The following is a 23,136-nucleotide window of genomic DNA, read 5'->3' as shown; positions in this document are numbered from 1 at the left end:
GCGGCCGTCCGCCGGTTCAGGATTCCGACGGTGGCAGCAACCGGTATTCCTTGTAATAGATCCGGATCAACAGCAGGAAGGCGGAGATCAGCAGCGGCCCGAAAATAATCCCCCAGAAGCCGAAAAGCGGAATCCCGAGAATCACCCCGAAAATCACGATCAGCGGGTGGGTATTGGAGATTTTCTTCATCAGGATGATCCGGCACAGGTTGTCTACGTTGGCCACGATCAGTATGCCGCACGCGATCATGATGATCCCCATCCAGACGCTGTCGTCGAAAATCATATAAACGCCCATCGGCACGGTGACGATCGCGGTGCCGACCATCGGTATCAACCCGCAGACGGCCGTCACGAAGGCCCAGAAGACCGCATTGTTGACGCCCAGCGCCCAATAGACCAAAAAGGAGGCCGCCGCCTGCGCGAACATGACCAGCGGAATGCCGACGGCATTGCTAAAAATAATGCTCTTGACTTCGCTGCGAATCACCTGCTGGCTATGACCGCGGAACGGCAGGTAGCGATTCGCGCTTCGTTCCATAGTCCGAGCGTGCAGCAGCATGAAATAAAGGATCACGAGCATCATGAACACGTTCGCTGCGAAACTGTAAGTCGTATTGAGCAGCATCGAGGCCATTTTCGTGATCGTCCCGCCGGAACCCTTGATGATATTTTCCGGCACGATCGCAAAGCCCAGCAGATGGTTCGCCCGCCGGAGCAGTTCGTTGAAAACATCGACGATTTTCGAGGTGTCCACGTTCGGGATCTCGGAGGCGATCACCTCGAAAATCAGAAATCCCAGCCCGGACAGCAGCAGCGTCGTTGCCAACACCAGCATCAGCGAGGCGACCCAGGGCTTCCAGTTCCAGCGCTCGGTCAACCGGAACAGCACCGTCCGCAACACGACGTACATCGTGATCGCCCCGAGGAACGATCCTACGAAAAATTGGAGTTGTGTAAAAATTACCAGCCCGATCGTAATCAGGATGCCGATATAAAGCAGTTGCCGGAAAAAAGCGTTGTTTTTCCCTATCGTTCCGTCTGTCATAGCTCTAAGAATGGATATTGCGGATCACTCCGCAAATATTTCACCAATTTTTCGGTGAAAGCAAAAACAAAACGAAAAATCGGAACGATCCGGACGAAACGGCGATTCCGGGCGGCGGGGAATTACCCGGCCGCGACGGTCTCTCCGATCTCGTCGAGTTCGACCAGCTTGTTGACGATCGCATAGATGGTCAACCCGGCCGGACTGTGTATCTGCAATTTGCCGGCGATGTTGCGGCGGTGGGTAATCACGGTATGCGCCGACAGGCACAGCCGCTCGGCGATCTGCTTGTTGGTCATCCCCTTCACCACGCAGACCACAACGTCTTTTTCCCGCGGACTCAGCAAGTCGCGCCGGGATTCGGGTTTTTCGTCCCGGTTGGCGAGACGGGACAGTTTGAGCCGGATCTGTTCGGCCGTATCGTACAGGGAGATCGTCTCGTCGTAGATCCTCAGCGACAGGGCGTCGGCCAGCGCACATTGCAGGGCCACGCATTTCATCGTCTCGCACCCCGATTCGTGCCGGATGCGCTGCAACGAAAAAAGCCCCGGCAACGCCGGATTCACGATCAGGATGTCGGGCTTCTGCCAGCAAAGCGACTTGACCAGTTGTTCGGGATCGGCGATCTCCACGACGCTCACATTCAGTCCGGGTAGCCGTTTCAGCACCGCAAGAAGACCGCTGCGGATAATTTGCGAAGACTCGGCTACGGCTATTTTCAACGAAACGCTCATCATTGCGAACCGTTTTTACGCTCCAGTTCCACGACCGCCGGAACGAACAGGTGGTCTTCGATCCGATTGTGCGAAGCCAGGTCGCGCTCGCACGAAAAAATATCGAACAACGCGCTGTTGAGTTCGTTGCTGCCGCTGCCCGGATAGTAGCGGATCAGGATGTTCTTCAACTCCGTCAGCCGGGCCTCCACCTGATCGTGCTGTCTCCGGAAAATATCGATCCTGTACCGTCCCTTCTTACGCCCTTCGAGCAAAGAACGGACATAAGGAAAAACTTTCTCTTCTTCGTAAAGCATGTGCCTGCGCACCTCAGCCGCATATTCATCGAAAAAACGGAGCACGGCGAACGAAACGTCGCCGTGATCGCTGCCGAGCGCATCGGCCAGTTCGCGGCGGATCACCGGCAGACGAAAATCCAGGAAATAGGCGTGCGAATTCTGCAAGTACCGTACGAGCGCTCCGACCGACAGCGGAGCATCGGCCGGCGCGGCTGATTCGTCCTCGTCCAACAGCAGGTTCACGACGGCCAGAAAAGTCGGCGTATCGACCCCGTTGTCCGCGCACACCTGCGCGATATCCTTGTCGCCGAACCCGAGCGAAATACCGAACCTGCTAACTACCAGAAGAATCGGATAGTTTTCACAGATCAGGTCGCCCATTTTGTCGGTTTCCTTATATTGACTGAGTCTGTACATGGCATGAGTCTTTTGACGGATGGGAGCATCCGGCGTAAAGATAGCGTTTTTCTCCGGAAACGCGAAGTCCGGCACGCCGCCTCCGCCGGTCATAGGGCGAACCGGCTCCGCTGCCGGCAAAAGCGTTCGCACTGCTGGATGATATCGTAACCGAGCATGGCCCCCAGCATGAAATCCTGCTCCGGGGTGAGCCGGTTCAGCGGCTTGTCGATAAAGGCCCGCACCGCATCCAAACAGGCGCGTTTTCCGAAATAAAGGTTCACTTTATTGTCCGTCACTTCCTGAATCAGGTACTCGATCCGCTGCCCCCGGAGCCGTTCTGCCACCAGCGCGGCGCAGGTCGGGCACATCGTGCAGAGCACCAGATTCCGAACTCCTTTCTTGAATTCGTAAATCTGGTGCATGAAGATTTTCAGTTCGCCGAAACGGACGTAATCCTGTTCGCTCATACCCCTTCCTCTTTCAGTACCGCGATCCATTGCTTCAGGTGTTCCGACGAAACGGCTTCCGAGTCCGCCTCGTCGATAGCCAATCCGACGAACTTTCCGTCCTCGCACACTTTCGAATCGGTAACGGAATAGTTCTGCGGCGCGTAGGCTCCGACGAACCGACATCCCGTCCCGGCGAGCTCCTCGCGCAGAATCCCGACGGCGTCGCAGAACGTATCGGGATACATGCTGCTGTCGCCGCATCCGAACAGTGCCACGCTCTTCCCGGACAGATCCTGCCCTTTGAGCCCTTCCAGAAAACCGAACCAATCGTCCTGCAACTCCCCGCATCCCCATGTGGAGGAGCCCAGCAGCAGGCAATCGTAACGCTGAACCGCATCCGCCGCCGCGCCGGCCACATCGTGCACGTCCGCCGCGGCGATTCCCAACTCCTCCGCGATGCGGCCGGCCAAAGAACCGGTAGTCCCGGTAGTGCTTCCGTAAAATATTCCTTTCATTTCCAAATTTGTTTTTCGTTTGATGCAAAAGTAGCAAACCGGCCCCGGCGGAAAAATACCCAGAAAAAGCGAAAAAAGAGAGCCCCGATACCTAAAACCGTCAACCGAGGTCCGTTCCTTGCATTACCAACGCCTTAGAAAAGAGTGCCGTAAAAAGGGCGTTTCGCAAAGTAACCGTTTCGTAACAATCGCTTAACGGGAGCGTAACAACAAACCCCTAATATTGCAACATCAATTTAACGACTAAAATTTCGAGAAGTGAAAAAATTGATTCTCATCGCATTGGCCGCCGTTCTGGCCGCCTGCGGACAATCTCCGAAAGGGAGCGGCCGGGAAAAACTGGCCGGCGCGGGCGCAACGTTCCCGCTGCCGTACTATAATCTTGCATTCAAGACCTATCGCGACAGCGTTCCGGCGGAAGTCTCCTACGGCGGTATCGGAAGCGGCGGCGGCATCCGCAGCCTGAAAGACCGGATCGTCGATTTCGCCGGCAGCGACGCCTACCTGACCGATGCGGAAATGGCCGCGATGCCCGACAGCGTGATCCACATCCCGACCTGCATGGGCGCCGTGGTAATGGCCTACAACCTGCCGGGCGTGGAAAAATTGAAACTGACCGGCGAACTGGTGGCCGATATCTACCTGGGTAAAATTACCCGCTGGAACGACGCCCGCATCCGCGGGATCAACCCCGGCGTACAGCTTCCCGATCTGGAGATCCATCCGGTATACCGTTCCGACGGTAGCGGCACGACTTTCGTATTCAGCGATTACCTGACAAAAGTAAGCCCCGCATGGAAAGAGACGATCGGGGCCGGCAAATCGCTCGAATGGCCGGCCGGCCTCGCCGCCAAAGGCAATCCCGGCATATCGGGGACAGTCAGCCAGACCGAAGGGGCCGTCGGCTACATCGGGTCGGAATACGCTTTTGCACAGCATATCAGCTACGCGAGCCTGCAAAACAAGGCGGGCCGCTTCATCGACCCGACCCTCGAAAGCATCTCGCAGCGGCCGCGGGCGACCTGCCGACCGACACGCGTTGCATGATTACCGATCCGGACGCGGCGGACGCTTACCCGATCAGTTGCTTTACGTGGATTCTGCTGTACAAGGAACAAGGCTACGACAAGCGCACCCGCGAACAGAGCGAAGCCCTCGTCGACTTGCTCGGATGGATGCTCGGCAGCCAAGCGCAGGATCTGGCCGGCAAGGTCAATTACGCCCCGCTGCCGCAACAGGTGATCAACAACGGGCGCGCACAACTGGGCACAGTTACGTATAAAGGAGAAAAACTGCTGAAGTAATGATCCGCACAGCCGCACGCGACCGTATTTTCAAAGGACTGCTACTGGCGGCGGCGGCCGCCATCATACTGATCTGCGGGGGAATGTTCTACTCGCTGATCAGCGGAGCGGCGCCGGCGTTCGACCATTTCGGCTTTTTCCGCTTCATCGCCTCGTCGGACTGGAACCCGAAGACCGGCTCCGAAAGCTACGGGGCGCTGCCGTTCATCGCGGGGACCGTGCTGACTTCGCTGCTGGCCATGCTGTTCTGCCTTCCGCTGTCGCTGCCGGTCGCCCTTTTCACCGGCGAATATTTCCGGGGCCGGCGGATCGCGAAAATAATCGGTACGGTGATCGACCTGCTGGCCGGCATCCCGTCGATCGTCTACGGGCTGTGGGGATTCTACGTGATCCGGCCGGTGATCGTCGACCTGGGACTGTCGTCGCAGGGATTCGGCATCCTGACCGCATCGGTCGTACTGGCGATCATGGTGATCCCGTATGCCGCGTCGCTCAGTTCGGAGTTTATCTCGATGGTGTCGCGCGAACTGAAAGAAGGAGCGTACAGCCTCGGCGGAACGCGGCTCGACGTGATCCGCCGCGTCGTCTTTCCGGTCGCCGGGTCGGGTATTTTCGCCAGTTACGTACTGGCGCTCGGGCGTGCGCTCGGCGAGACGATGGCCGTCACGATGCTGATCGGTAACACGAACCTGATTCCGACCGGCCTGACCGCCACCGGCAACACGATGGCCAGCGTCATCGCCAACCAGTTCGGCGAGGCCGACGGGCTGAAGCTCAGCTCGCTCGTCGCCATCGGGCTGCTGCTTTTCATTATCACCGCCGTAATCAACCTGATCGGGCGGCTCATTCTTCGTAAATTCCGATAACTATGACGATAACGGTTCCTAAATCGCGGACGCGGTTCCGCAAGGCGAAAGAACGGGCGTTCTTCTACGTGGTCTGCGGATTCTCACTGCTCACGGCCGTCCCGCTGCTGCTGATTATCTGGGAAGTGGTACGCAAGGGATACCGTCAGATCTCGCTGTCGTTCTTCACCGAGAACGCGCCGAGCACGCTGGACGCGATGCTGGCCAAAACGGCCGGCGAGTCGATCCCCGGAGGCATCGCGAACGGCATCCTCGGCACGCTGTCGATGACGCTGATCGCGGCGCTGATCGCGATCCCGTCGGGGATTCTCGCAGGAGTTTACCTGTCAGAAAAGCGTAAAACGGCGTTCGCAGGCATCGTACGTTTTCTGACCGAACTGCTGCAAGGCACCCCGTCGATCGTGATCGGGATCATCGCCTACGCCTGGATCGTCGTACCGCTGGGCAGTTACTCGATGCTGGCCGGCAGCGTGGCGCTTGCCGGAATCATGCTGCCGCTGATCGTCCGCTCGACCGAGGAGACGCTGAATATGCTGCCCTCACCGCTGAAAGAGGCCGGGCTGGCGCTCGGAGCGCCTTACCGCTCGGTCGTGATGCGTATTCTGGTGCCGTCGGCTTTCGGCGGGATGTTCACCGGCATCCTGCTGGCCGTATCGCGGGCGATGGGCGAAACCGCCCCGCTGATGCTGACCGCGCTGGGCTGCGCAACGCTGAACTTCGACCCGCTGCACCCCACTTCGGCCGTTCCGCTGCTGATCTGGGAGTTCTACAACGATCCGAACCTCGTCGACCTGATCTGGGGCTGCTCGCTGCTGCTGCTGATCCTGACGCTGGTGCTGAATATCATTGCCAAACGAATCGCTGCAAAATGGAAAATCTGAAACTGCAAATAAACGACCTGTCGGTCGCCTACACTCCGGAGAAACTGGCCGTGAAACACGTCACGACGGGTATCCTCGAACGGACGATCACGGCGATCATGGGCCCGTCGGGCTGCGGTAAAAGCACGCTGCTGCGGGCGATCAACCGTATGCACGAGCTCTATCCGGACATCCGCGTGACGGGCGAAATCCTGCTCGACGAACGAAATATCTTCAAAATGAATCCGATGGAGGTGAGACGGATGGCCGGCATGGTGTTCCAGCGGCCGAACCCGTTCCCGACGATGAGCATTTACGACAACGTGCTGGCCGGATACAAGCTGAACGGCATCCGGTTGTCGAAAGCGCAGAAGGACGAGATCGTCGAAACGAGCCTTACGAGCGTCGGACTCTGGAGCGAAGTGCGCGATTCGCTGTTCCGCAAAGGAGGATTCCTCTCCGGCGGACAGCAGCAACGGCTGTGCATCGCCCGCGCGATCGCGCTGAAACCCGAAGTGCTGCTGATGGACGAACCGACCTCGGCGCTCGACCCGATCGCGACGCACCGCGTCGAAGAGCTGATGCTCGAACTGAAAAAAGAGTTCACGATCGTTATCGTAACGCACAATATGGCGCAGGCGGCGCGGATCTCGGACTACTCGCTGTTTATGTACCTCGGCGAGCTGGTCGAATCCGGCCGCACGCAAACCCTGTTCACCACACCGAAAGACAAACGGACCGAAGAGTACCTCTCCGGCCAGTTCGGATAAAAACACACCTATTATGAACCGATTGAAAGACACCGTTTTAAAACCGGTAGGCGACCAGTTCGACCGGCTGACCGAACTCATCCTGAGACAACTCTCCATCACCCGGCAACTGCTCGCGGGAAATTCGTCCGCCGAACTGCGCGACGAACTGAACCGCAACGAAAGCGCGATCGACGGCCTGGAAGTCTCGATCCGCGACGAAGTGGTCAACGTGATCGTACTGCACGCGCCGCGCGCCTCGAACCTGCGGATCATCATGGCCTGCTACGATACGACCTCGAATCTGGAGCGCATCGGCGACCTGATCCACAACGTCTACGAATTCACCGGCGGCACGGCCGTCAGCACCGGACTGTACCGCCGCAAAAGCGACGGACTGCTCAAAATGTTCGACCTGGCGGCGGATATGGTGAAAAACGTTATTTTTGCGATGAACTGCAGCGACGAACGGCTGGCGCGCGAAGTGATCCGCAGCGACGACCGCGTGGACGAATGGTGGCGGCGGATTTCCGGCGAGTTGAAAAGCACGGGAACCCAGCGGACGCTGACGGCCGAAGAGATGGAAGGGATGCTGTCGGTTTTCGGCATCGCGAACAACCTCGAACGCATCGGCGACCAGGCGACGAACATCGCCGAGGCGGTGATTTTCGTTACCGAAGGGAAAGACATCAAGCACACGGACAAAAACCTGTTGTAAAAATGGCAAAACGCGAGAAAATACTGGTCGTGGACGACGAACAGGATCTGTGCGAGATCCTGCGCTTCAACCTCAAATGCGAAGGGTTCGCCGTCGAAACGGCCGAATCGGCCGAGCAGGCCCTGAAAATGCTGCCGGACGGCTACGACCTGATCCTGCTGGACGTGATGATGGAAGGGATGTCGGGATTCCGGATGGCAGAAAAGGTGCGCAAGGAGCAGAAACTGCAAGTTCCGATCGTCTTCCTGACGGCCAAGGACACCGAAAACGACCTGCTCACCGGATTCAGCCTCGGAGGGGACGACTACATTCCGAAACCGTTCTCGATCAAGGAAGTGACGGCCCGCGTAAAGGCCGTGCTGAAACGGAGCGCCGCAGCGCCGGCCGATACGAACCGTACGATCGAACTGGGCGAACTGACGATCGATCCCGAAACCAAGAGCGCGACGCTCGGCAACGAACACATCCTGCTGACCAAAAAGGAGTTCGAAATCCTTATGACGCTGGCGCGGACTCCGAACAAGGTTTTTTCGCGGGAGGATATTCTCGAACGCGTCTGGAAAAAGGAGTCCTACGTGCTCGAACGCACCGTAGACGTGCACATCACACGGCTGCGTAAAAAACTGGGAACGTTCGGCGAACGCCTGACGAACCGTTCCGGATATGGATACTGCATCGAATTTTAACCCGATAACCGATACCGCCATGCGCCTGAGCTATCGAAAAAAACTGTTTTTTTACTTCCTGATCGTATTCGCCGTTTTCGCGGCGATCGTCGTCTTCGTCCAGCAAAACCGCGAACGAACCTTCAGAAACGACGAGTTCAAACGGGGAATGGACGTTTACGCGACGCTGATCTCGAAATACATCGCCGAAAACCATCTGACCGCTCCGGATTCGATGTCCCGGCTTGACAGCCTGCTGCCGCTGCTGCCCCGGGATCTGCGGATAAGCATCATCGACCGGCGCGGCAACGTGCTGTTCGACAACGGCTCCGACGGAAAACCGATCGTCGAGAACCACCTGTCGCGGCCCGAAATCGCCCAAGCGCTGATCCGCGGCGGCGGAAGCCACATTCGGCACTCGGCAACCACCGGAAAAACTTATTATTACTATGCGCGGCTGTTCGGCAACGATTTCGTCCGGGTGGCGCTGCCTTACGACAACGCGGCGAAACTGAGCCTGAAAGCGGACGATTTCTTTCTTTATTTCATGTTGCTGCTTTTCTTTGTCGCGCTGATCTCGTTGCTGTACCTGTCCGACCGTTTCGGCAAGGCGGTCAGCGGATTGCGCGACTTTCTGGTCTCGACCGAGAACAACCGTCCCGATTTCGACAAGGTCAGATTCCCGGATACCGAACTCGGCGAGATAGGCAACCGCATCGTCACCAATTACCGGCTGCTGCGCGAAAGCCGCAACCTGCTCGATACGGAACGTGAAAAACTGATCCGCCACTTCCACTATTCGGACGAGGGAATCTGCATCTTTTCGCCGGACGGAGACAAAATTTATGCGAACTCGCACTTCATACAGCACCTCAACACGATCCTCGACGAACCGACCTCCGACGCGACCGCAATTCTCCGGGCCAAAGATTTCGGCGACCTGCGCGAATTCCTGCAACGGCACCGGCCGGTCAACCCGCAGTCGGCCTCGATCCCGATCTACGAAACCAAGCTTACCCGGGAAGGCCGTCATTTCGCCGTCCGGCTGCTGATTTTCAACGACAACAGTTTCGAAATCACGCTCGATAACATCACCGCGCAGGAGAAAAATCGGCTGCTGAAACAGGAGATGACCAACAACATCGCGCACGAACTGAAAACCCCCGTCACCAGCATCCGGGGATACCTCGAAACCCTGCTGCAACAGCACGAGATCAGTCCGGACAAACAGCGCTTCTTTCTCGACCGGGCTTATACCCAGGCATTGAGACTGTCCGACCTGATCCGCGACGTCGCGCTAATCACCAAGATCGAAGAGGCGACCGACTTGTTCGAGCGCAAACCGGTCGACCTGAAACAGGTCGTCGAAGAGGTGATCGCCGACCATAAAAATACGCTGGACGCTCACCGCGTGCAGATCGTCGACCGCATCAGCCGCGGAACGACGGTCGAAGGAAACCACACGCTGCTTTACTCGATCTTCTGGAACCTGACCGACAATGCGGTCAATTACGCCGGCGAAGGCGTCACGATCACGATCGAGCAATACGCCGAGGACGACGATTTCTACTACTTCTCGTTCCACGACAACGGCTGCGGCGTACCGGAGGCCGATCTGGAAAAAATATTCGTCCGTTTCTACCGGGTCGACGAAGGTCGGAGTCGCAAAAACGGAGGATCGGGACTCGGACTGTCGATCGTCCGCAACTCGGTATTGTACCACAAAGGACGCATTTCGGCCAAAAACCGGAAAGAAGGGGGACTCGAATTCCTGTTCTCGCTGGCCAAAAAGAGCTGACCGAAACGCGCTTCCGCCAAACGCTCCCGTTGCGAAGAAACTGTTCACAACGGGAGCGTTTTCATAAGATATATTCCGGCCGAATACGCCGGTTGCCGGACAGAGGCCGTCCGTCGAAAAAATTACCGCCGCGCGCCGAATTCCAGCCAATCGACCCGAACATCCCCGCTGCCGGGCTTCGTCTTCAGAAAGATATAGAACGCATCCTTCCCGTCGCGGGTTACGGAAGCCGGGGCTTCGACCTTCTTCCATTCGCCGTCGGTATTCGGCAGATCGACGGCGGCGATCAACTCCCCGTCCGCAGAGCCCCGGCGAATTTCGAGCGACCCGCCGGAGGCTTCGGTGCAGACGCTCATGCCGACTGTCGAAATTTCCGGTGAGAAATCCATAAAACGGTATCCGATCCACTGTCCCAGCTCGTTGTAAAAAGTGTACGGATAACCGACATACCGGAAAACATACGGATTGGCGGTCGGCTCGCGCCGCGTCACCAGCCTGCGATCGTTACGGCCGCCCGAATAGACGACCCCGCTGGAGCTGCGGATCCGTTCGCCCGGTACGAAACAGCCCTTTACGCCGGACGAAGTCGGCTCGGCCCGCCGGATCGTCCCGTCATCGTCGAATTCGATCCGGTCGAGGCAGGCGGCACGGGTCAGACCGAGCTCCGACACCGGCATATGGTACGACACGTACCACTGTCCGTCGAACGGTTCGATCGAGCCGTGTATGTTTCCGGAAGCCGGATAATCGTAATTGGTAACGATCACGCCGCGGTAGGTATACGGGCCGAGCGGATTTTCGGCCGTCATATACCCCATCAGCGTCGGAACCGCGCCGTCGCGTTCGATATTGCCTTTATTCTGAATATAGATGTAATAGTAAATACCGTTGCGTTTCCGCAGCGAAGGCCCTTCGAACGGCTCGTCGCCGACCGGCATATACTGCGTCACGTCGCGGCAGGTTTCGGGCATCACCCGCGAGTAGTCCGACGGGTCGAGCCGGCAGATAAAGAATTTCGGACTCGCCAGGTACACCTTGCCGTCGTCGTCGACCAGTACGCCCGGATCGATCTGCGGGATGGGCTCGCCGTTCAGCGTTACGAGCCGGACGTTGCCGAAAGGCCCTGTCGGGCTCGTCCCCTCGGCGATATACACCGGCTGGCCGTTGCCGCAAAACAGCAGGTAATACTTGTCTTTTTCGGTCGGACTTTTGAAGACGTCCGGCGCCCACAGCCGCCGCGTATTTCCGCGGATCTCCGCCGGAATACTGTCGATCGAGATGCTGACGCCCGCGTCCGTCCAGTGGATCAGGTCGTCGGAATAGATCACATGGTAGTCGGTCGAACAGAAATCCCGTTCGCCGTTCGGCAGAAAACCGTTCGTCACGTCCCGCGACCCGAAAATATACATCCGTCCGTCGAAAACGTGCGGCTCGCCGTCGGCGATAAACAGTCCCCACGTCGGCGGCAGGATCGGATTCTGTCCCTCGTAACCGACCGACACGATGCATTCGGCTTTCGAACCGGCCGCTGAAGCCGTAATTACGGCATCGCCTTTCGAAACGCCGGTCACCACGCCGCTCCGGGAAACCGTCGCCACCTTTTCATCGCTCGACGTCCACTGCACGCCGCCGGCAGGAGCCTCCGCCAGGCGGATTTTCATCTTATCCCCGCTGTCGATCATAAACGCCGCCTTGTCCAGACGGATTCCGCCGCCCGCAGCGCCGCTGCATACGCCCGCTCCGAAAACGAACGAAAAGAGCGTCAGCGACCACAAAAAAAACCTTTTCATAAACGATAGAATAACGTTAGAACGCCCGATGCGTCCGACCGGGTACTTTCAAATATAACTAAAAGAAATTTTTCCGGCAATTCCGCCGGCCGCCTTACCGCTCCGTTTTTACGCGAAGAACCCCGGTCGCAACACCCGCAACGGCCTCGGTTCAAAGGCGAAAAGGCCCGAGAAAGCAATATAGGTCTGATTCTTGCAACAGACCGGACGACGATTTCGGAAACCTGAAATACGGTAAGTCGCGCCGTTTGCCGGCTGCCGGCACATATTCCGGCCCGTTTGCGTAGAGCCCGGAAACACACAGATTCAAAGCATTCATTATAAATACATTGAACGATTTATCCACAAAAAAACAGCGTTGAAATTTGCAAGGTTCGTATTTATTCCTACATTCGCGGTATCAATAGATATATTAAATTAAACTATTAACACATGAAACAGACGGAAAAAACGGCGAAAAACGAAACCGAACCGATGGAACAGGCGATCCTGCGGGCGGCCGAACGGCTGTTCCTCGACAAAGGGTTCGCACTGACCTCAACGACCGAGATCGCCCGGGAAGCGGGCTGCAACCAGGCGCTCGTTCATTACTATTTCCGCACGAAAGAGAACCTTTTCGAGAAAATTTTCGAACAGAAAATACGGATGCTGATCTCGAACATATTTTCGATCGACCGGGAAGGCGGAACTTTCGAAGAGAAACTGCGGCGCAAAATCGAAGCGCATTTCGAAATCCTGAAAAAGAATCCGAAAATCCCCTTTCTGGTCATCAACGAGATCACGACGAACCCGGAACGGATCGCATCGCTGCGCGACAGCATCGGCGAACTGCCGCTGAGCGTTTACGCTACATTCGAACAAGATCTGCAAAAAGAGATCGCGCAGGGACGAGTCCGCGAAACCAATGCGCTCGACCTGATGTTCAGCGCGCTGTCGCTGAATCTCGCCACGTTCCTGGTCCGACCGGTACTGCAGAACATTCTCGGCCTGACGGACGAAGCGATGGACGGCTTCCTCGAGCACCGCAAAGAGGAGAACGTGAAAATCATCCTGCAAAGCCTCAAACCGTAAAACATCGGAAAACCTTCACTTCACTCATGCATAAATTCAGTAAAACGATGAAAATAATCCGATCCATCCTGCTGCTGGCCGTCGGTTTCGGAACTTTGCCGGCACAGGCGCAACTGACCATCGACGCCTGCCAGCAGAAAGCGCAGGCCAACTATCCGCTCGTGGCCCAGTACGGACTGATCCGACAATCGGAACAGTACGATCTGGAAAACGCCGACAAAGGCTACCTGCCTCAGTTGTCACTGTCGGCCAAAGCCTCTTACCAGACCGACGTGACGAAAATACCGTTCTCGTTGCCGGGCATCGACATCCCGACCCTCAGCAAAGACCAGTATCAGGTCGTAGCCGAGGTGAACCAGGTAATCTGGGACGGCGGGAACATCCGTGCGAAAAAACAGAATGTCAAAGCGTCCGCCGAAGTCGACCTGCAACAGCAGCAGGTCGATATGTACGCGATCCGCGAACGGGTCAATTCGCTGTTCTTCGGCATTCTACTGACCGAGGAACAACTGGAACTGAACCGGCTGTACGACGAGGAGCTCGAACGCAACTACCGCAAAATAAGCAACTTCATCGAGAACGGGGTCGCCAACCAGGCCGACCTCGACGCGGTGCAGGTCGAACAGCTCTCGAACCGGCAGCAGCGCGTCTCGCTAGAAGCGACCAACCGCGCGTACCGGCAGATGCTGGGAGCCTTCATCGGCGAAAACGCCGACAGCGCCGAACTGATCTGCCCGGAAGTCGGAAGCGAACCGGCGCCTACCGACGTGAACCGTCCGGAGCTGCGCCTGCTCGACGCCCGCAACACGCTGCTGGACGCCCAACTGAAACAGTTGAACGCCCGGAACCACCCGACCCTCGGTCTGTTCGTACAGGGAGCCTACGGCAAACCGGGACTGAACATGCTGCAAGACAAATTCAAAGCATTCGCGATCGGCGGCGTGCGGTTTTCATGGAATTTCGGCAATTATTACACGCATAAAAGCGACGCGGCCAAGATAGACGTCGCGCGCAACGCGCTCCGCACACAACGCGAAACGTTCCTGTTCAATACGAACCAGCAGGTCGAATCCTCGCAAGGCGAACTCGAAAAATACCGCCGCACGCTCTCCGACGACGACCGGATCGTAGCGCTGCGCGACAATATCAAACGCGCGTCGGAGGCGAAGGTCGCGGAGGGCACGATGAGCGTTACCGACTACATGCAGGAGGTAACCAAAGCCGAAACGGCGCGGCAGAACCGCGCGCTGCACCGGATGCAACTGATCATGACGACATACAACCTGAAAAATATAACCAACAACTGATATGAAACGATTTCTGATTCTCGCGCTTTGCGCCGGGGCGACGGCCTGCGGCGGCAATAAAAACGGTTACGACGCCTCCGGGACGTTCGAGGCGACCGAAGTGATCGTATCTTCGGAAGCAACGGACGAATTACTTCGTTCGGCGTGGAAGAAGGCCGGCGGCTCGCGGCCGGACAAACCGTCGGCACGGTCGACAGCGTCCAGCTCTACCTGAAAAAACTGCAACTCCAAAAACAGCTCGGGGCGACGCGCAGCCGCACGTCCGACATCGGCAAACAGATCGCCGCCACGCAACAGCAGATCGCCACGCAGCAGCGCGAAAAACGGCGCGTCGAAAACCTGCTGAAAGCCGACGCCGCGAACACCAAACAACTGGACGATATCGACGCGCAGATCGCCGTACTCGAAAAACAGCTCGCAGCGCAGCTCTCGACGCTCGAAAACAGCAACCGCGGCGTCAACGAAGAGAGCTCGGCCATCGAAATCCAGGTAGCCCAGATCGAAGACCAGCTCGCCAAATGCCGCATCGTAAACCCGATCGACGGGACGGTACTGGTCAAATACGCCGAAACGGGCGAAGTGACCGCCCAAGGCAAACCGCTGTTCAAGATCGCCGACGTCGATCGCATGGAACTCCGCGCCTACATCACATCGGGCCAACTGACAGGCCTGAAACTCGGCGACAAGGTGCGCGTGTTCGCCGATTCGGGCGACAAAGGCAGCCGCGAATACGACGGCGAAGTGATCTGGATCTCGGACAAAGCCGAGTTCACGCCGAAAACGATCCAGACCCGCGACGAACGCGCGAACCTGGTCTATCCGGTCAAAATCGCCGTCCACAACGACGGTCTGCTGAAAATCGGCATGTACGCCGACGTCAAATTCTCCGAATAATGGCTTCCGCAGTAACCATACGCGACCTCACGAAAAGCTACGGGCGCATCGAAGCGCTGCGCGGAGTGAGCTTCGATGCGCAACGCGGCGAGATCTTCGGGATTATCGGCCCGGACGGGGCCGGCAAGACGACGCTGTTCCGCATCCTGACGACGTTGCTGCTGCCCGACAGCGGCCGGGCGACGGTCGACGGACTCGACGTCGCGGCCGACTACAAACAGATCCGGCGGCGGGTCGGTTACATGCCGGGACGGTTCTCGCTGTACCAGGACATGAGCGTCGAAGAGAACCTGCGCTTTTTCGCAACGCTTTTCGGGACGACCATCGAGGCGAACTACGACCTGATCCGCGACATTTACAGTCAGATCGAACCGTTCCGCACGCGGCGGGCCGGAGCGCTTTCGGGCGGGATGAAGCAGAAACTAGCGCTCAGTTGCGCGCTGATCCACAAACCGTCGGTATTGTTCCTCGACGAGCCGACGACCGGCGTCGACCCGGTATCGCGCAAGGAACTGTGGGAGATGCTCGCCAAACTGCGCTGCCAGGGCATCACGATCCTCGTATCGACGCCCTATATGGACGAGGCGTCGCGCTGCGACCGGATCGCGCTGATCCGCGGCGGCCGGTTCCTCGATATAGACACGCCGAAACGCATCATCGAAAAATTCGGAGAGCGGCTGTGGGCCGTATCGGGCGACCGGATGCCGGCCATGCTGAAAACGCTGCGCCGTCATCCGCAGATCACCTCGGCCTTCGCGTTCGGCGACACGCACCACGCGACGCCCGACGCGACGCTGACCGAAAAGCAACTGGCTGCTTACCTGACCGCGGAAGGATACCGCAATCTGCGGATCGAGGCGATCGAACCGGGTATCGAAGATTGTTACATGAAACTGGATCGTACCAATGAATGATAAAGTAATCGAAACGAAAGGACTGACCAAGCGGTTCGGCAGCTTCACGGCGGTCGACCACATCAGTTTCGAGGTCGGGCGCGGCGAGATCTTCGGATTCCTCGGCGCGAACGGCGCCGGCAAAACGACCGCAATGCGGATGCTGTGCGGCCTGAGCCGCCCGACCGAGGGCGGCGGTACGGTCGCCGGGTTCGACATCGTGCGCCAAAGCGAGCAGATCAAACGCAACATCGGCTACATGAGCCAGCGCTTTTCGCTGTACGAAGACCTGAAAGTGTGGGAAAACATCCGGCTGTTCGGCGGCATCTACGGCATGGGAAGCCGGCAGATCGCCGAAAAGACCGACCGGGTGCTGCGCCGGCTCGGATTCGCCGAAGAACGCAACACGCTGGTGAGCGCACTGCCGCTCGGCTGGAAGCAGAAACTGGCTTTCTCGGTAGCGATCTTCCACGAGCCGCGCATCGTCTTCCTCGACGAGCCGACCGGAGGGGTCGATCCGGCTACGCGGCGGCAGTTCTGGGAGCTGATCTACGACGCGTCGGAACGGGGCATCACGGTTTTCGTCACGACGCACTACATGGACGAGGCGGAGTACTGCAACCGCGTCTCGATCATGGTCGACGGGGCGATCCGGGCGCTGGATACTCCGGCCAACCTGAAACGAACTTTCGACGCGCCGAATATGGACGAGGTGTTCCACCGCCTCGCCCGCGAAGCTAAACGGGGAGAATAACGCCATGAAACAATTTCTGTCTTTCGTCTATAAAGAGTTCTGCCACATCCTGCGCGACAGCCGCACGGTGCTGATTCTGCTGGTAATGCCGATCGTGCAGATCATCCTGTTCGGATTCGCTATCTCGACAGACGTCAACAACGTCCGGCTGGCCGTCTACGACCCGTCGAACGATGACGCCACACGGCGGATCGTAGAGCGTTTCGACGCAAACCGCTACTTCTCGTTGGTCGAAACGCTCCGCACCCCGCAACAGATCGAGGAAGCGTTCCGTTCGAACCGGGCCGACCTCGCGCTGGTCTTCGAGGAGAATTTCCAACAAAACCTGCTGCACGGCGGAACGGGGAACGTCCAGTTGATCTGCGACGGAACCGACCCGAACACCGCGACGCTGGTGACAAGTTACGCATCGAACATCCTGGCCGCATACCAGGCCGAGCTTTCGGCCGGCACCCCCGCCCCGCTACAAATCGTTCCGGAAGTGAAACTGCTGTACAATCCGCAGATGAAAGGGGCGTACAACTTCGTGCCGGGCGTGATGGGTATGATCCTGATGCTGATCTGCGCGATGATGACGGCCATTTCGATCGTTCGCGAAAAAGAGCGCGGAACGATGGAAGTGCTGCTCGTGTCGCCGATGCGACCGATCTACATCATCCTCGCCAAAGCCGTCCCCTACCTCGCGCTGTCGGCCGTAAACCTGGCGACGATCATTCTCGTAGCGGTTTACATCCTGCAGGTTCCGGTAGCGGGCAGCCTGTTCTGGCTGTCGGTGATCTCACTGCTGTTCGTCATCACGGCACTGGCGCTCGGATTGCTGATCTCGACACTCGTCAAAACGCAGGTAGCCGCGATGCTCGCTTCGGGGATGGTGCTGATGATGCCCACCACGCTGCTCTCGGGCATGATGTTTCCGATCGAAAGTATGCCGGGCGTATTACAGGGACTGTCGGCCGTTATCCCGGCGCGCTGGTACATCGAAGCGGTCAAAAAAGTGATGATCGAAGGACTCGGCATCACCTACGCGCTCAAAGAGGTGGCGATCCTCAGCGCAATGGCCGTCGTGCTGGTCGTCGTAAGTCTTAAGAAATTCAAATACAGACTCGAATAGCCATGTTGAAATACCTGATCGAAAAAGAGTTCAAACAGATCCGCCGCAACTCGTTCCTGCCCCGGCTGATCTTGTTCATGCCGTGCCTGACAATGCTGGTACTGCCGTGGGCGGCCAGTATGGAGGTACGCAACATCAACCTGGCCGTCGTCGACAACGATCGCTCGGCCTACTCCGGGCGACTGACCGAAAAAGCCTCGGCGTCGGCCTATTTCAACCTCGTCGACGTCGCGTCCTCGTACGAAGAAGCGATGAAAGGCGTCGAATCGGGACAAACCGACATCATCCTCGAAATCCCGGAAAAATTCGAACGCAGGCTGACTACCGAAGGCGCCGCGCAGGTGCTCATTGCGGCCAATGCGGTCAACGGAACGAAGGGGGGGCTGGGCAGTTCGTACCTCACGGCCATCGTGAACGACTTCTCGGCCGACTTGCGCAACGAAACCGCCGCGCAGTCTCGGATTTCGGCCGCGCCGGCCGTTCGGATCACCCCGCAGTACAAGTTCAACCCGCATTTGAATTACCAAGTCTATATGGTTCCGGCGCTCATGGTAATGCTGCTGACGATCGTCTGCGGATTCATGCCGGCGCTGAACATCGTCAGCGAAAAAGAGATCGGGACGATCGAACAGATCAACGTGTCGCCGGTCGGCAAATTCCAGTTCATCCTCGCCAAGTTGATTCCGTATTGGGTAATCGGATTCGTCGTGCTGTCGATCAGTTTCGTATTGGCATGGCTCGTCTACGGGCTCGTACCGGCGGGCAACCTGCTGACGATCTACGCCGGGATGGCGCTGTACGTGCTGACCGTGTCGGGCCTCGGCCTGCTCGTATCGAACACTTCCGACACGATGCAGCAGGCGATGTTCGTGATGTTCTTTTTCATGATCGTGCTGATTCTGATGAGCGGACTGTTCACCCCGATCAGTAGCATGCCGGGCTGGGCGCAAAAGATCACGCTGTTCAATCCGCTGCGGTACTTCATCCAGATCATGCGAATGATTTACCTCAAAGGGAGCGGATTCGCCGATCTGCTGACGCAGTTCTCAGCGCTGGCCGTCTTCACGGTGACGATCAACTTATGGGCCGTGCTGAGCTACCGCAAAAACCGGTAAACAGAAAAGTCGGCCGACGCTTGCAGTTCCCTCGCGGATTGCTAAATTTGCAGGTATGAAACAGACATTCACCATAGCAGGCGTCGGGGAACTCCTGTGGGACCTGCTGCCTTCGGGCAAGCAACTGGGCGGAGCGACGCTCAACTTCGCATTCCATGCGGCGCAGTTCGGCTGCCGGTCGGCAGTCGTCAGCGCGGTCGGCAACGATCCGTATGGCCTCCAAATTCTCGAAAAGCTCCAGGAAGCTCAGCTCGGCACCGCATACGTACAGCAAAACGACTATCCGACCGGCACCGTCGACGTGCGGCTCGACGCGCGGGGCGTTCCGTCGTACACGATCCACAAGCCGGTAGCCTGGGATTTCATCGCATGGAACGAAGGACTCGAACGACTGGCTCCGCAGTTGGACGCCGTATGTTTCGGTACGCTCGGGCAACGCGGCGAAACGTCCGCCGCGACGATCCGAAAACTGCTGTCGCATGTGAATAAGCAGTGTCTCAAAGTGTTCGACATCAACCTGCGGCAGGATTTTTACAGCGAAGAGACCGTCCGCGCCTCGCTCGAACAGGCCGACATCCTGAAACTGAACGAGGACGAACTGCCCGTCGTGGCGGGGATGCTGTCGCTGCACGGGGATGCCGACAGCCAACTGGAACAACTCCGACAACGCTACGACCTGCGGTACATCGTCTACACGCTCGGCAGCCGGGGCAGCCGGGTGACGGCCCCGGACGACTTTTCCGTCATGGAAACTGCAAAGGTCGAAGTCGCCGACACGGTCGGCGCAGGCGACTCGTTCACCGCCGCCTTCGTCGCAGGCATCCTGCAGGGCCGGCCGCTACACGAAGCGCACCGTCGGGCGACCGAAACCGCCGCCTTCGTCTGTACTCAGGCAGGCGGCACGCCCGTGCTGCCCGATTCGCTGATATACTGACAAAACGAGATTTCCGACCGGAAATCCGAAAGGGGCCGCATCCGATCCGAATGCGGCCTCTTTCGGGTATCAGCGATCCGGGCCGAACGGCCCGCAAATCAATACAGATGGTCGCCCTCCTCTTGCAGTTCCTGTTCGGAGATGCGTTTACGGCCCATCGCGCGCCATACGTACCAGATGTACCCCGCCACGAACGGGACGAGTATCGACACGATCGCCATCACGTAAAGCGTGAACCGGCTCGAAGAACTGTTGTAGATCGTCAACGAACTCTGCAGGTCGGTGAGCGACGGATAATAGGCCGTATGGTTGTATCCGGCGGTCAGCAGCAGCGCGAGCACCGTCAGTACGGTTCCCGCTCCGGCAGGCCAAATCCCGCAGCGACACCCTCTGAAAATACCGACTCCGATACCCCATAGCACCCCGACCACGCCGGCCAGCAGTGCGACGAGCACCAGCGGCATGGCCAGCAGGTTGTGCAGGTATTTGTACGGCTCGACGGAAATCACGCCGGAGACGGGATCGACCGCTGCGCCTTCCGACAGCAGCAGCAACAGCAGAAACGGAAGGAAGAACAACAGGAAAAGCCCCGCATTCCACTTCAGGTAACGCCGCGATCGCGCGAAAATCGTTTCGTCGTCGATGCTGTTCATAAAATAGAGCAGGCCGAGCACCCGCGACAAGAACAGCACCGCCAAGCCGAGCAGGATGTTGCGCGGATCGGCCAGCGCATCCAACCCGTACCAGGAAGTGGACCAACGCGAAATCGTATTGAAACCTTCCAGATTGCCGAAGTTGGCGCGGTCGACCGTGAACGGAGCGCCGGTGAACAGCGTCGCCACGGCCGTTCCGAGTAGGAAGGCTCCGAGCACGCCGTTAATCAGCAGGAACCAGTTGTAAGTTTTCTCGCCAAGGAAATTGGACGGTTTGCGCCGGAATTCATAGGCTACCGCCTGGATTACGAAAACCAACAGGATCAACATCCACACGTAGAACGCGCCGCCGAAACTCGTGCTGTAAAACAGCGGGAACGATGCGAAGAACGCGCCGCCGAACGTGACCAGCGTCGTGAAAGTCAACTCCCATTTACGTCCCAGCGTGTTGACGATCAGGTTGCGTTCCGTATCGGTACGCCCGATCAGGTAGAGCATCCCTTGGCCGCCCTGCACGAACAGCAGAAACACCAGCAGCGCGCCGAGCAACGAAATGATAAACCACCAGTAGTGTTGCAGAAAAATATATACCGTATCCATAAAATCGCTCTTTTTTATTCCGTCAATTCGTTTTCGGCCGCCGTTTCCGCCGGTTTAGGCCCGATTTTGATCTGCCTGAACATGATCATCAGTTCGGCGATCAACAGCACCGTAAACAGTGCGAGGAAGATAAAGAAGGTCGCCTTGACCGGCCCCGGAGCGATATCCGACACCGACGCGGAAACAGGCAGCAAATCCTGGATCGTCCACGGTTGTCGACCGACCTCCGCGACGATCCATCCGGAAACCGAAGCCAAATAGGCCAGCGGAACCGACCACATCATCACGCGGAACCACCACCGTCTGTCGTACAGTTTCTTCCGGTACACGAAGAAAAGCACCCCGGCGAAAAACAGAATGAAATAGACGCCCAGCATGAACATAACGCGGAACGAATAGAACACCAGCGGCACATTCGGAATCACGTCCGTCTGATTTTTCAGGTATGCGTAACCGAGATATTTCAGTTCCCAGCTACAAAACCTGGCCCCCTCTTCCGTCTGAGGATCGAATCGGGCCTTGTAACGGGCTTTGGCGACCGCATCGCCCCCGGCCATGACCTCCCGATAATCTTCAATGGCCCGCACAGCCTCCCGCCCGGCTTCCATCTTCACGCCGACCGGAGTGATCAACGGATCGAAATTGCCGTATACAAGGTCATTAATGCCCGGGACATAGGCATCCGCATCCCGAAAACTCAGCAGCGACAGCATCTTGGGGATCTCCAGTTTGAAATAAAAAGCGCTTTCGTTGGACATGATCAGCTCCCGGTCGTTCACTTCCGGACGCAATATCCCGAACGCGACCAGTCCGGCTTCTTTCTTACCGTCGTAGAGCGCTTCCATCGCCGCCAGTTTCATCGGTTGCGTCCGGGCCACCTGTACGGCCGATCCGTCGCCGGTCATCGCCAACAATAGAGAAGCGGACAGGCCGAACCACGAAGCGATCGCCATGCTTTTGCGAGCCATCTTCCGCTCGCGTTTTTTCAACAGGAACCAGGCGCTGATACCGATAACCACCGCGGCGGCCACCACATAACCCGAAGTCACCGTATGAAAAAACTTGTTGATCGCCACCGGAGAAAACAGCACATCCCAGAACGAGGTCATCTCCTGGCGGGCCGTTTCGGGGTTGAAGGCCGTTCCGACCGGATACTGCATCCACGCGTTGGCCACCAGAATCCACAACGCCGACAGGTTCGCGCCGATGGCCGTCAGCCAGGTCGCCGTAAGGTGAAAACCTCTGGACACCTTATTCCAGCCGAAAAACATCACGGCGATGAACGTACTTTCCAGAAAAAAAGCCATAATTCCTTCGATTGCCAGCGGCGCTCCGAAAATATCGCCGACGAAATAGGAGTAATTCGACCAGTTCGTCCCGAACTCGAATTCGAGGATCAGTCCGGTGGCCACGCCGATCGCGAAATTGATCCCGAAAATGCGCATCCAAAACTTGACCGTCCGTTTCCAGAACGGATCGCCGGTACGGTAGTAAACGGTCTCCATGATGGCGCAGATGAAACCCAGCCCGAGGGTCAGCGGCACGAACAGCCAATGGTAGATGGCCGTCATCGCAAACTGGGCCCGCGACCAATCCACCACCTCCGCCAACTCATTTGCAGTAAGAATCAT

23 protein-coding genes and 1 pseudogene are annotated in these 23,136 nt (G+C 57.8%); 16 read left to right on the top strand and 8 right to left on the bottom strand.

Annotated elements, in window-relative coordinates; all coding sequences use genetic code 11:
* Nucleotides 1-16: 16 nt before the first annotated feature.
* The 5 genes from DW082_RS04625 to DW082_RS04605 form a co-directional block, all read right to left on the bottom strand.
* Entirely contained in the window at nucleotides 17-1,048 is a 1,032-nt protein-coding gene (locus DW082_RS04625) for an AI-2E family transporter (RefSeq protein WP_055204941.1), read from the bottom strand.
* Between the two features lie 122 nt (nucleotides 1,049-1,170).
* Nucleotides 1,171-1,782 (bottom strand): response regulator transcription factor, encoded by a 612-nt coding sequence (locus tag DW082_RS04620; protein WP_101573149.1) that lies wholly within the window; start codon nucleotides 1,780-1,782, stop codon nucleotides 1,171-1,173.
* On the bottom strand, nucleotides 1,782-2,477 hold the full coding sequence (locus DW082_RS04615) for a hemerythrin domain-containing protein (RefSeq protein ID WP_101573151.1): 696 nt from the start codon (nucleotides 2,475-2,477) through the stop codon (nucleotides 1,782-1,784). Before DW082_RS04615 ends, DW082_RS04620 begins: the two co-directional genes overlap by 1 nt.
* Nucleotides 2,478-2,566: 89 nt before the next feature.
* On the bottom strand, nucleotides 2,567-2,926 hold the full coding sequence (locus tag DW082_RS04610; RefSeq protein ID WP_055204940.1) for a DUF2023 family protein: 360 nt from the start codon (nucleotides 2,924-2,926) through the stop codon (nucleotides 2,567-2,569).
* Nucleotides 2,923-3,423: a flavodoxin gene (locus DW082_RS04605; protein WP_055204938.1), complete on the bottom strand. Its 501-nt coding sequence runs from the start codon at nucleotides 3,421-3,423 to the stop codon at nucleotides 2,923-2,925. Before DW082_RS04605 ends, DW082_RS04610 begins: the two co-directional genes overlap by 4 nt.
* A gap of 258 nt (nucleotides 3,424-3,681) precedes the next feature.
* On the opposite strand from DW082_RS04605, the gene pstS reads away from it, so the two are divergent.
* The 8 genes from pstS to DW082_RS04570 are packed head-to-tail and all read left to right on the top strand — an operon-like array spanning nucleotide 3,682 to nucleotide 10,383.
* Nucleotides 3,682-4,470, top strand: a complete 789-nt coding sequence (gene pstS, locus DW082_RS04600) for a phosphate ABC transporter substrate-binding protein PstS (protein WP_310648298.1) — start codon at nucleotides 3,682-3,684, stop codon at nucleotides 4,468-4,470.
* On the top strand, nucleotides 4,467-4,727 hold the full coding sequence (locus tag DW082_RS15295) for a hypothetical protein (protein WP_310648297.1): 261 nt from the start codon (nucleotides 4,467-4,469) through the stop codon (nucleotides 4,725-4,727). Before pstS ends, DW082_RS15295 begins: the two co-directional genes overlap by 4 nt.
* Nucleotides 4,727-5,593: a phosphate ABC transporter permease subunit PstC gene (pstC, locus tag DW082_RS04595; RefSeq protein ID WP_118457572.1), complete on the top strand. Its 867-nt coding sequence runs from the start codon at nucleotides 4,727-4,729 to the stop codon at nucleotides 5,591-5,593. The genes DW082_RS15295 and pstC overlap by 1 nt, the downstream gene beginning before the upstream one ends.
* 2 nt (nucleotides 5,594-5,595) lie before the next feature.
* Complete coding sequence (gene pstA / locus DW082_RS04590; protein WP_055204932.1) at nucleotides 5,596-6,474, top strand: phosphate ABC transporter permease PstA; 879 nt, start codon at nucleotides 5,596-5,598, stop codon at nucleotides 6,472-6,474.
* On the top strand, nucleotides 6,462-7,223 hold the full coding sequence (gene pstB / locus DW082_RS04585) for a phosphate ABC transporter ATP-binding protein PstB (RefSeq protein ID WP_055204930.1): 762 nt from the start codon (nucleotides 6,462-6,464) through the stop codon (nucleotides 7,221-7,223). Before pstA ends, pstB begins: the two co-directional genes overlap by 13 nt.
* A 13-nt stretch (nucleotides 7,224-7,236) precedes the next feature.
* Nucleotides 7,237-7,920, top strand: a complete 684-nt coding sequence (locus tag DW082_RS04580) for a PhoU domain-containing protein (RefSeq protein ID WP_055204928.1) — start codon at nucleotides 7,237-7,239, stop codon at nucleotides 7,918-7,920.
* A gap of 2 nt (nucleotides 7,921-7,922) precedes the next feature.
* Nucleotides 7,923-8,606, top strand: coding sequence for a response regulator transcription factor (locus tag DW082_RS04575; RefSeq protein ID WP_118457570.1), 684 nt, complete (start codon nucleotides 7,923-7,925; stop codon nucleotides 8,604-8,606).
* A complete protein-coding gene (locus tag DW082_RS04570) occupies nucleotides 8,584-10,383 on the top strand; it encodes an ATP-binding protein (protein WP_259335507.1) in 1,800 nt (599 codons plus the stop codon). The genes DW082_RS04575 and DW082_RS04570 overlap by 23 nt, the downstream gene beginning before the upstream one ends.
* Before the next feature lie 122 nt (nucleotides 10,384-10,505).
* Here DW082_RS04570 and DW082_RS04565 read toward each other — a convergent pair whose 3' ends face one another.
* Nucleotides 10,506-12,173 (bottom strand): family 43 glycosylhydrolase, encoded by a 1,668-nt coding sequence (locus DW082_RS04565; RefSeq protein ID WP_118457568.1) that lies wholly within the window; start codon nucleotides 12,171-12,173, stop codon nucleotides 10,506-10,508.
* Between the two features lie 432 nt (nucleotides 12,174-12,605).
* Between DW082_RS04565 and DW082_RS04560 the strand changes: the two genes are divergently transcribed.
* The 8 genes and pseudogenes from DW082_RS04560 to DW082_RS04525 all read left to right on the top strand — a co-directional run bounded on the left by DW082_RS04560 (nucleotide 12,606) and on the right by DW082_RS04525 (nucleotide 20,252).
* The gene (locus DW082_RS04560; protein ID WP_101572807.1) at nucleotides 12,606-13,244 is read left to right on the top strand and encodes a TetR/AcrR family transcriptional regulator; all 639 of its coding nucleotides are present in this window, start codon (nucleotides 12,606-12,608) and stop codon (nucleotides 13,242-13,244) included.
* A 47-nt stretch (nucleotides 13,245-13,291) separates the two neighbouring features.
* On the top strand, nucleotides 13,292-14,551 hold the full coding sequence (locus DW082_RS04555; RefSeq protein WP_118457613.1) for a TolC family protein: 1,260 nt from the start codon (nucleotides 13,292-13,294) through the stop codon (nucleotides 14,549-14,551).
* A 1-nt stretch (nucleotide 14,552) separates the two neighbouring features.
* Nucleotides 14,553-15,445 (top strand): annotated as a pseudogene (locus tag DW082_RS04550) (HlyD family secretion protein).
* Nucleotides 15,445-16,359, top strand: coding sequence for an ABC transporter ATP-binding protein (locus DW082_RS04545; RefSeq protein WP_055204916.1), 915 nt, complete (start codon nucleotides 15,445-15,447; stop codon nucleotides 16,357-16,359). The pseudogene DW082_RS04550 and the gene DW082_RS04545 overlap by 1 nt, the downstream one beginning before the upstream one ends.
* Nucleotides 16,352-17,092: an ABC transporter ATP-binding protein gene (locus DW082_RS04540; RefSeq protein WP_118457567.1), complete on the top strand. Its 741-nt coding sequence runs from the start codon at nucleotides 16,352-16,354 to the stop codon at nucleotides 17,090-17,092. The genes DW082_RS04545 and DW082_RS04540 overlap by 8 nt, the downstream gene beginning before the upstream one ends.
* Nucleotides 17,093-17,096: 4 nt before the next feature.
* Nucleotides 17,097-18,203, top strand: coding sequence for an ABC transporter permease (locus DW082_RS04535; protein WP_101572813.1), 1,107 nt, complete (start codon nucleotides 17,097-17,099; stop codon nucleotides 18,201-18,203).
* A gap of 2 nt (nucleotides 18,204-18,205) precedes the next feature.
* Nucleotides 18,206-19,318 carry an ABC transporter permease gene (locus DW082_RS04530; protein WP_118457565.1) on the top strand — a complete coding sequence of 371 codons (1,113 nt, stop codon included), beginning with the start codon at nucleotides 18,206-18,208 and terminating at the stop codon, nucleotides 19,316-19,318.
* A 55-nt stretch (nucleotides 19,319-19,373) separates the two neighbouring features.
* Nucleotides 19,374-20,252: a carbohydrate kinase gene (locus DW082_RS04525; RefSeq protein ID WP_055204910.1), complete on the top strand. Its 879-nt coding sequence runs from the start codon at nucleotides 19,374-19,376 to the stop codon at nucleotides 20,250-20,252.
* A 98-nt stretch (nucleotides 20,253-20,350) separates the two neighbouring features.
* Here DW082_RS04525 and DW082_RS04520 read toward each other — a convergent pair whose 3' ends face one another.
* Nucleotides 20,351-21,505: a cytochrome d ubiquinol oxidase subunit II gene (locus DW082_RS04520; protein ID WP_055204908.1), complete on the bottom strand. Its 1,155-nt coding sequence runs from the start codon at nucleotides 21,503-21,505 to the stop codon at nucleotides 20,351-20,353.
* A 14-nt stretch (nucleotides 21,506-21,519) separates the two neighbouring features.
* Nucleotides 21,520-23,136: a cytochrome ubiquinol oxidase subunit I gene (locus DW082_RS04515; protein WP_101572819.1), complete on the bottom strand. Its 1,617-nt coding sequence runs from the start codon at nucleotides 23,134-23,136 to the stop codon at nucleotides 21,520-21,522.

Source organism: Alistipes sp. AF48-12, assembly GCF_003477565.1.
Taxonomy (GTDB): domain Bacteria; phylum Bacteroidota; class Bacteroidia; order Bacteroidales; family Rikenellaceae; genus Alistipes_A; species Alistipes_A hominis.
The sequence above is the reverse complement of the archived record's forward strand: the minus strand, read 5'-3'. Positions and strand labels throughout refer to the sequence as shown.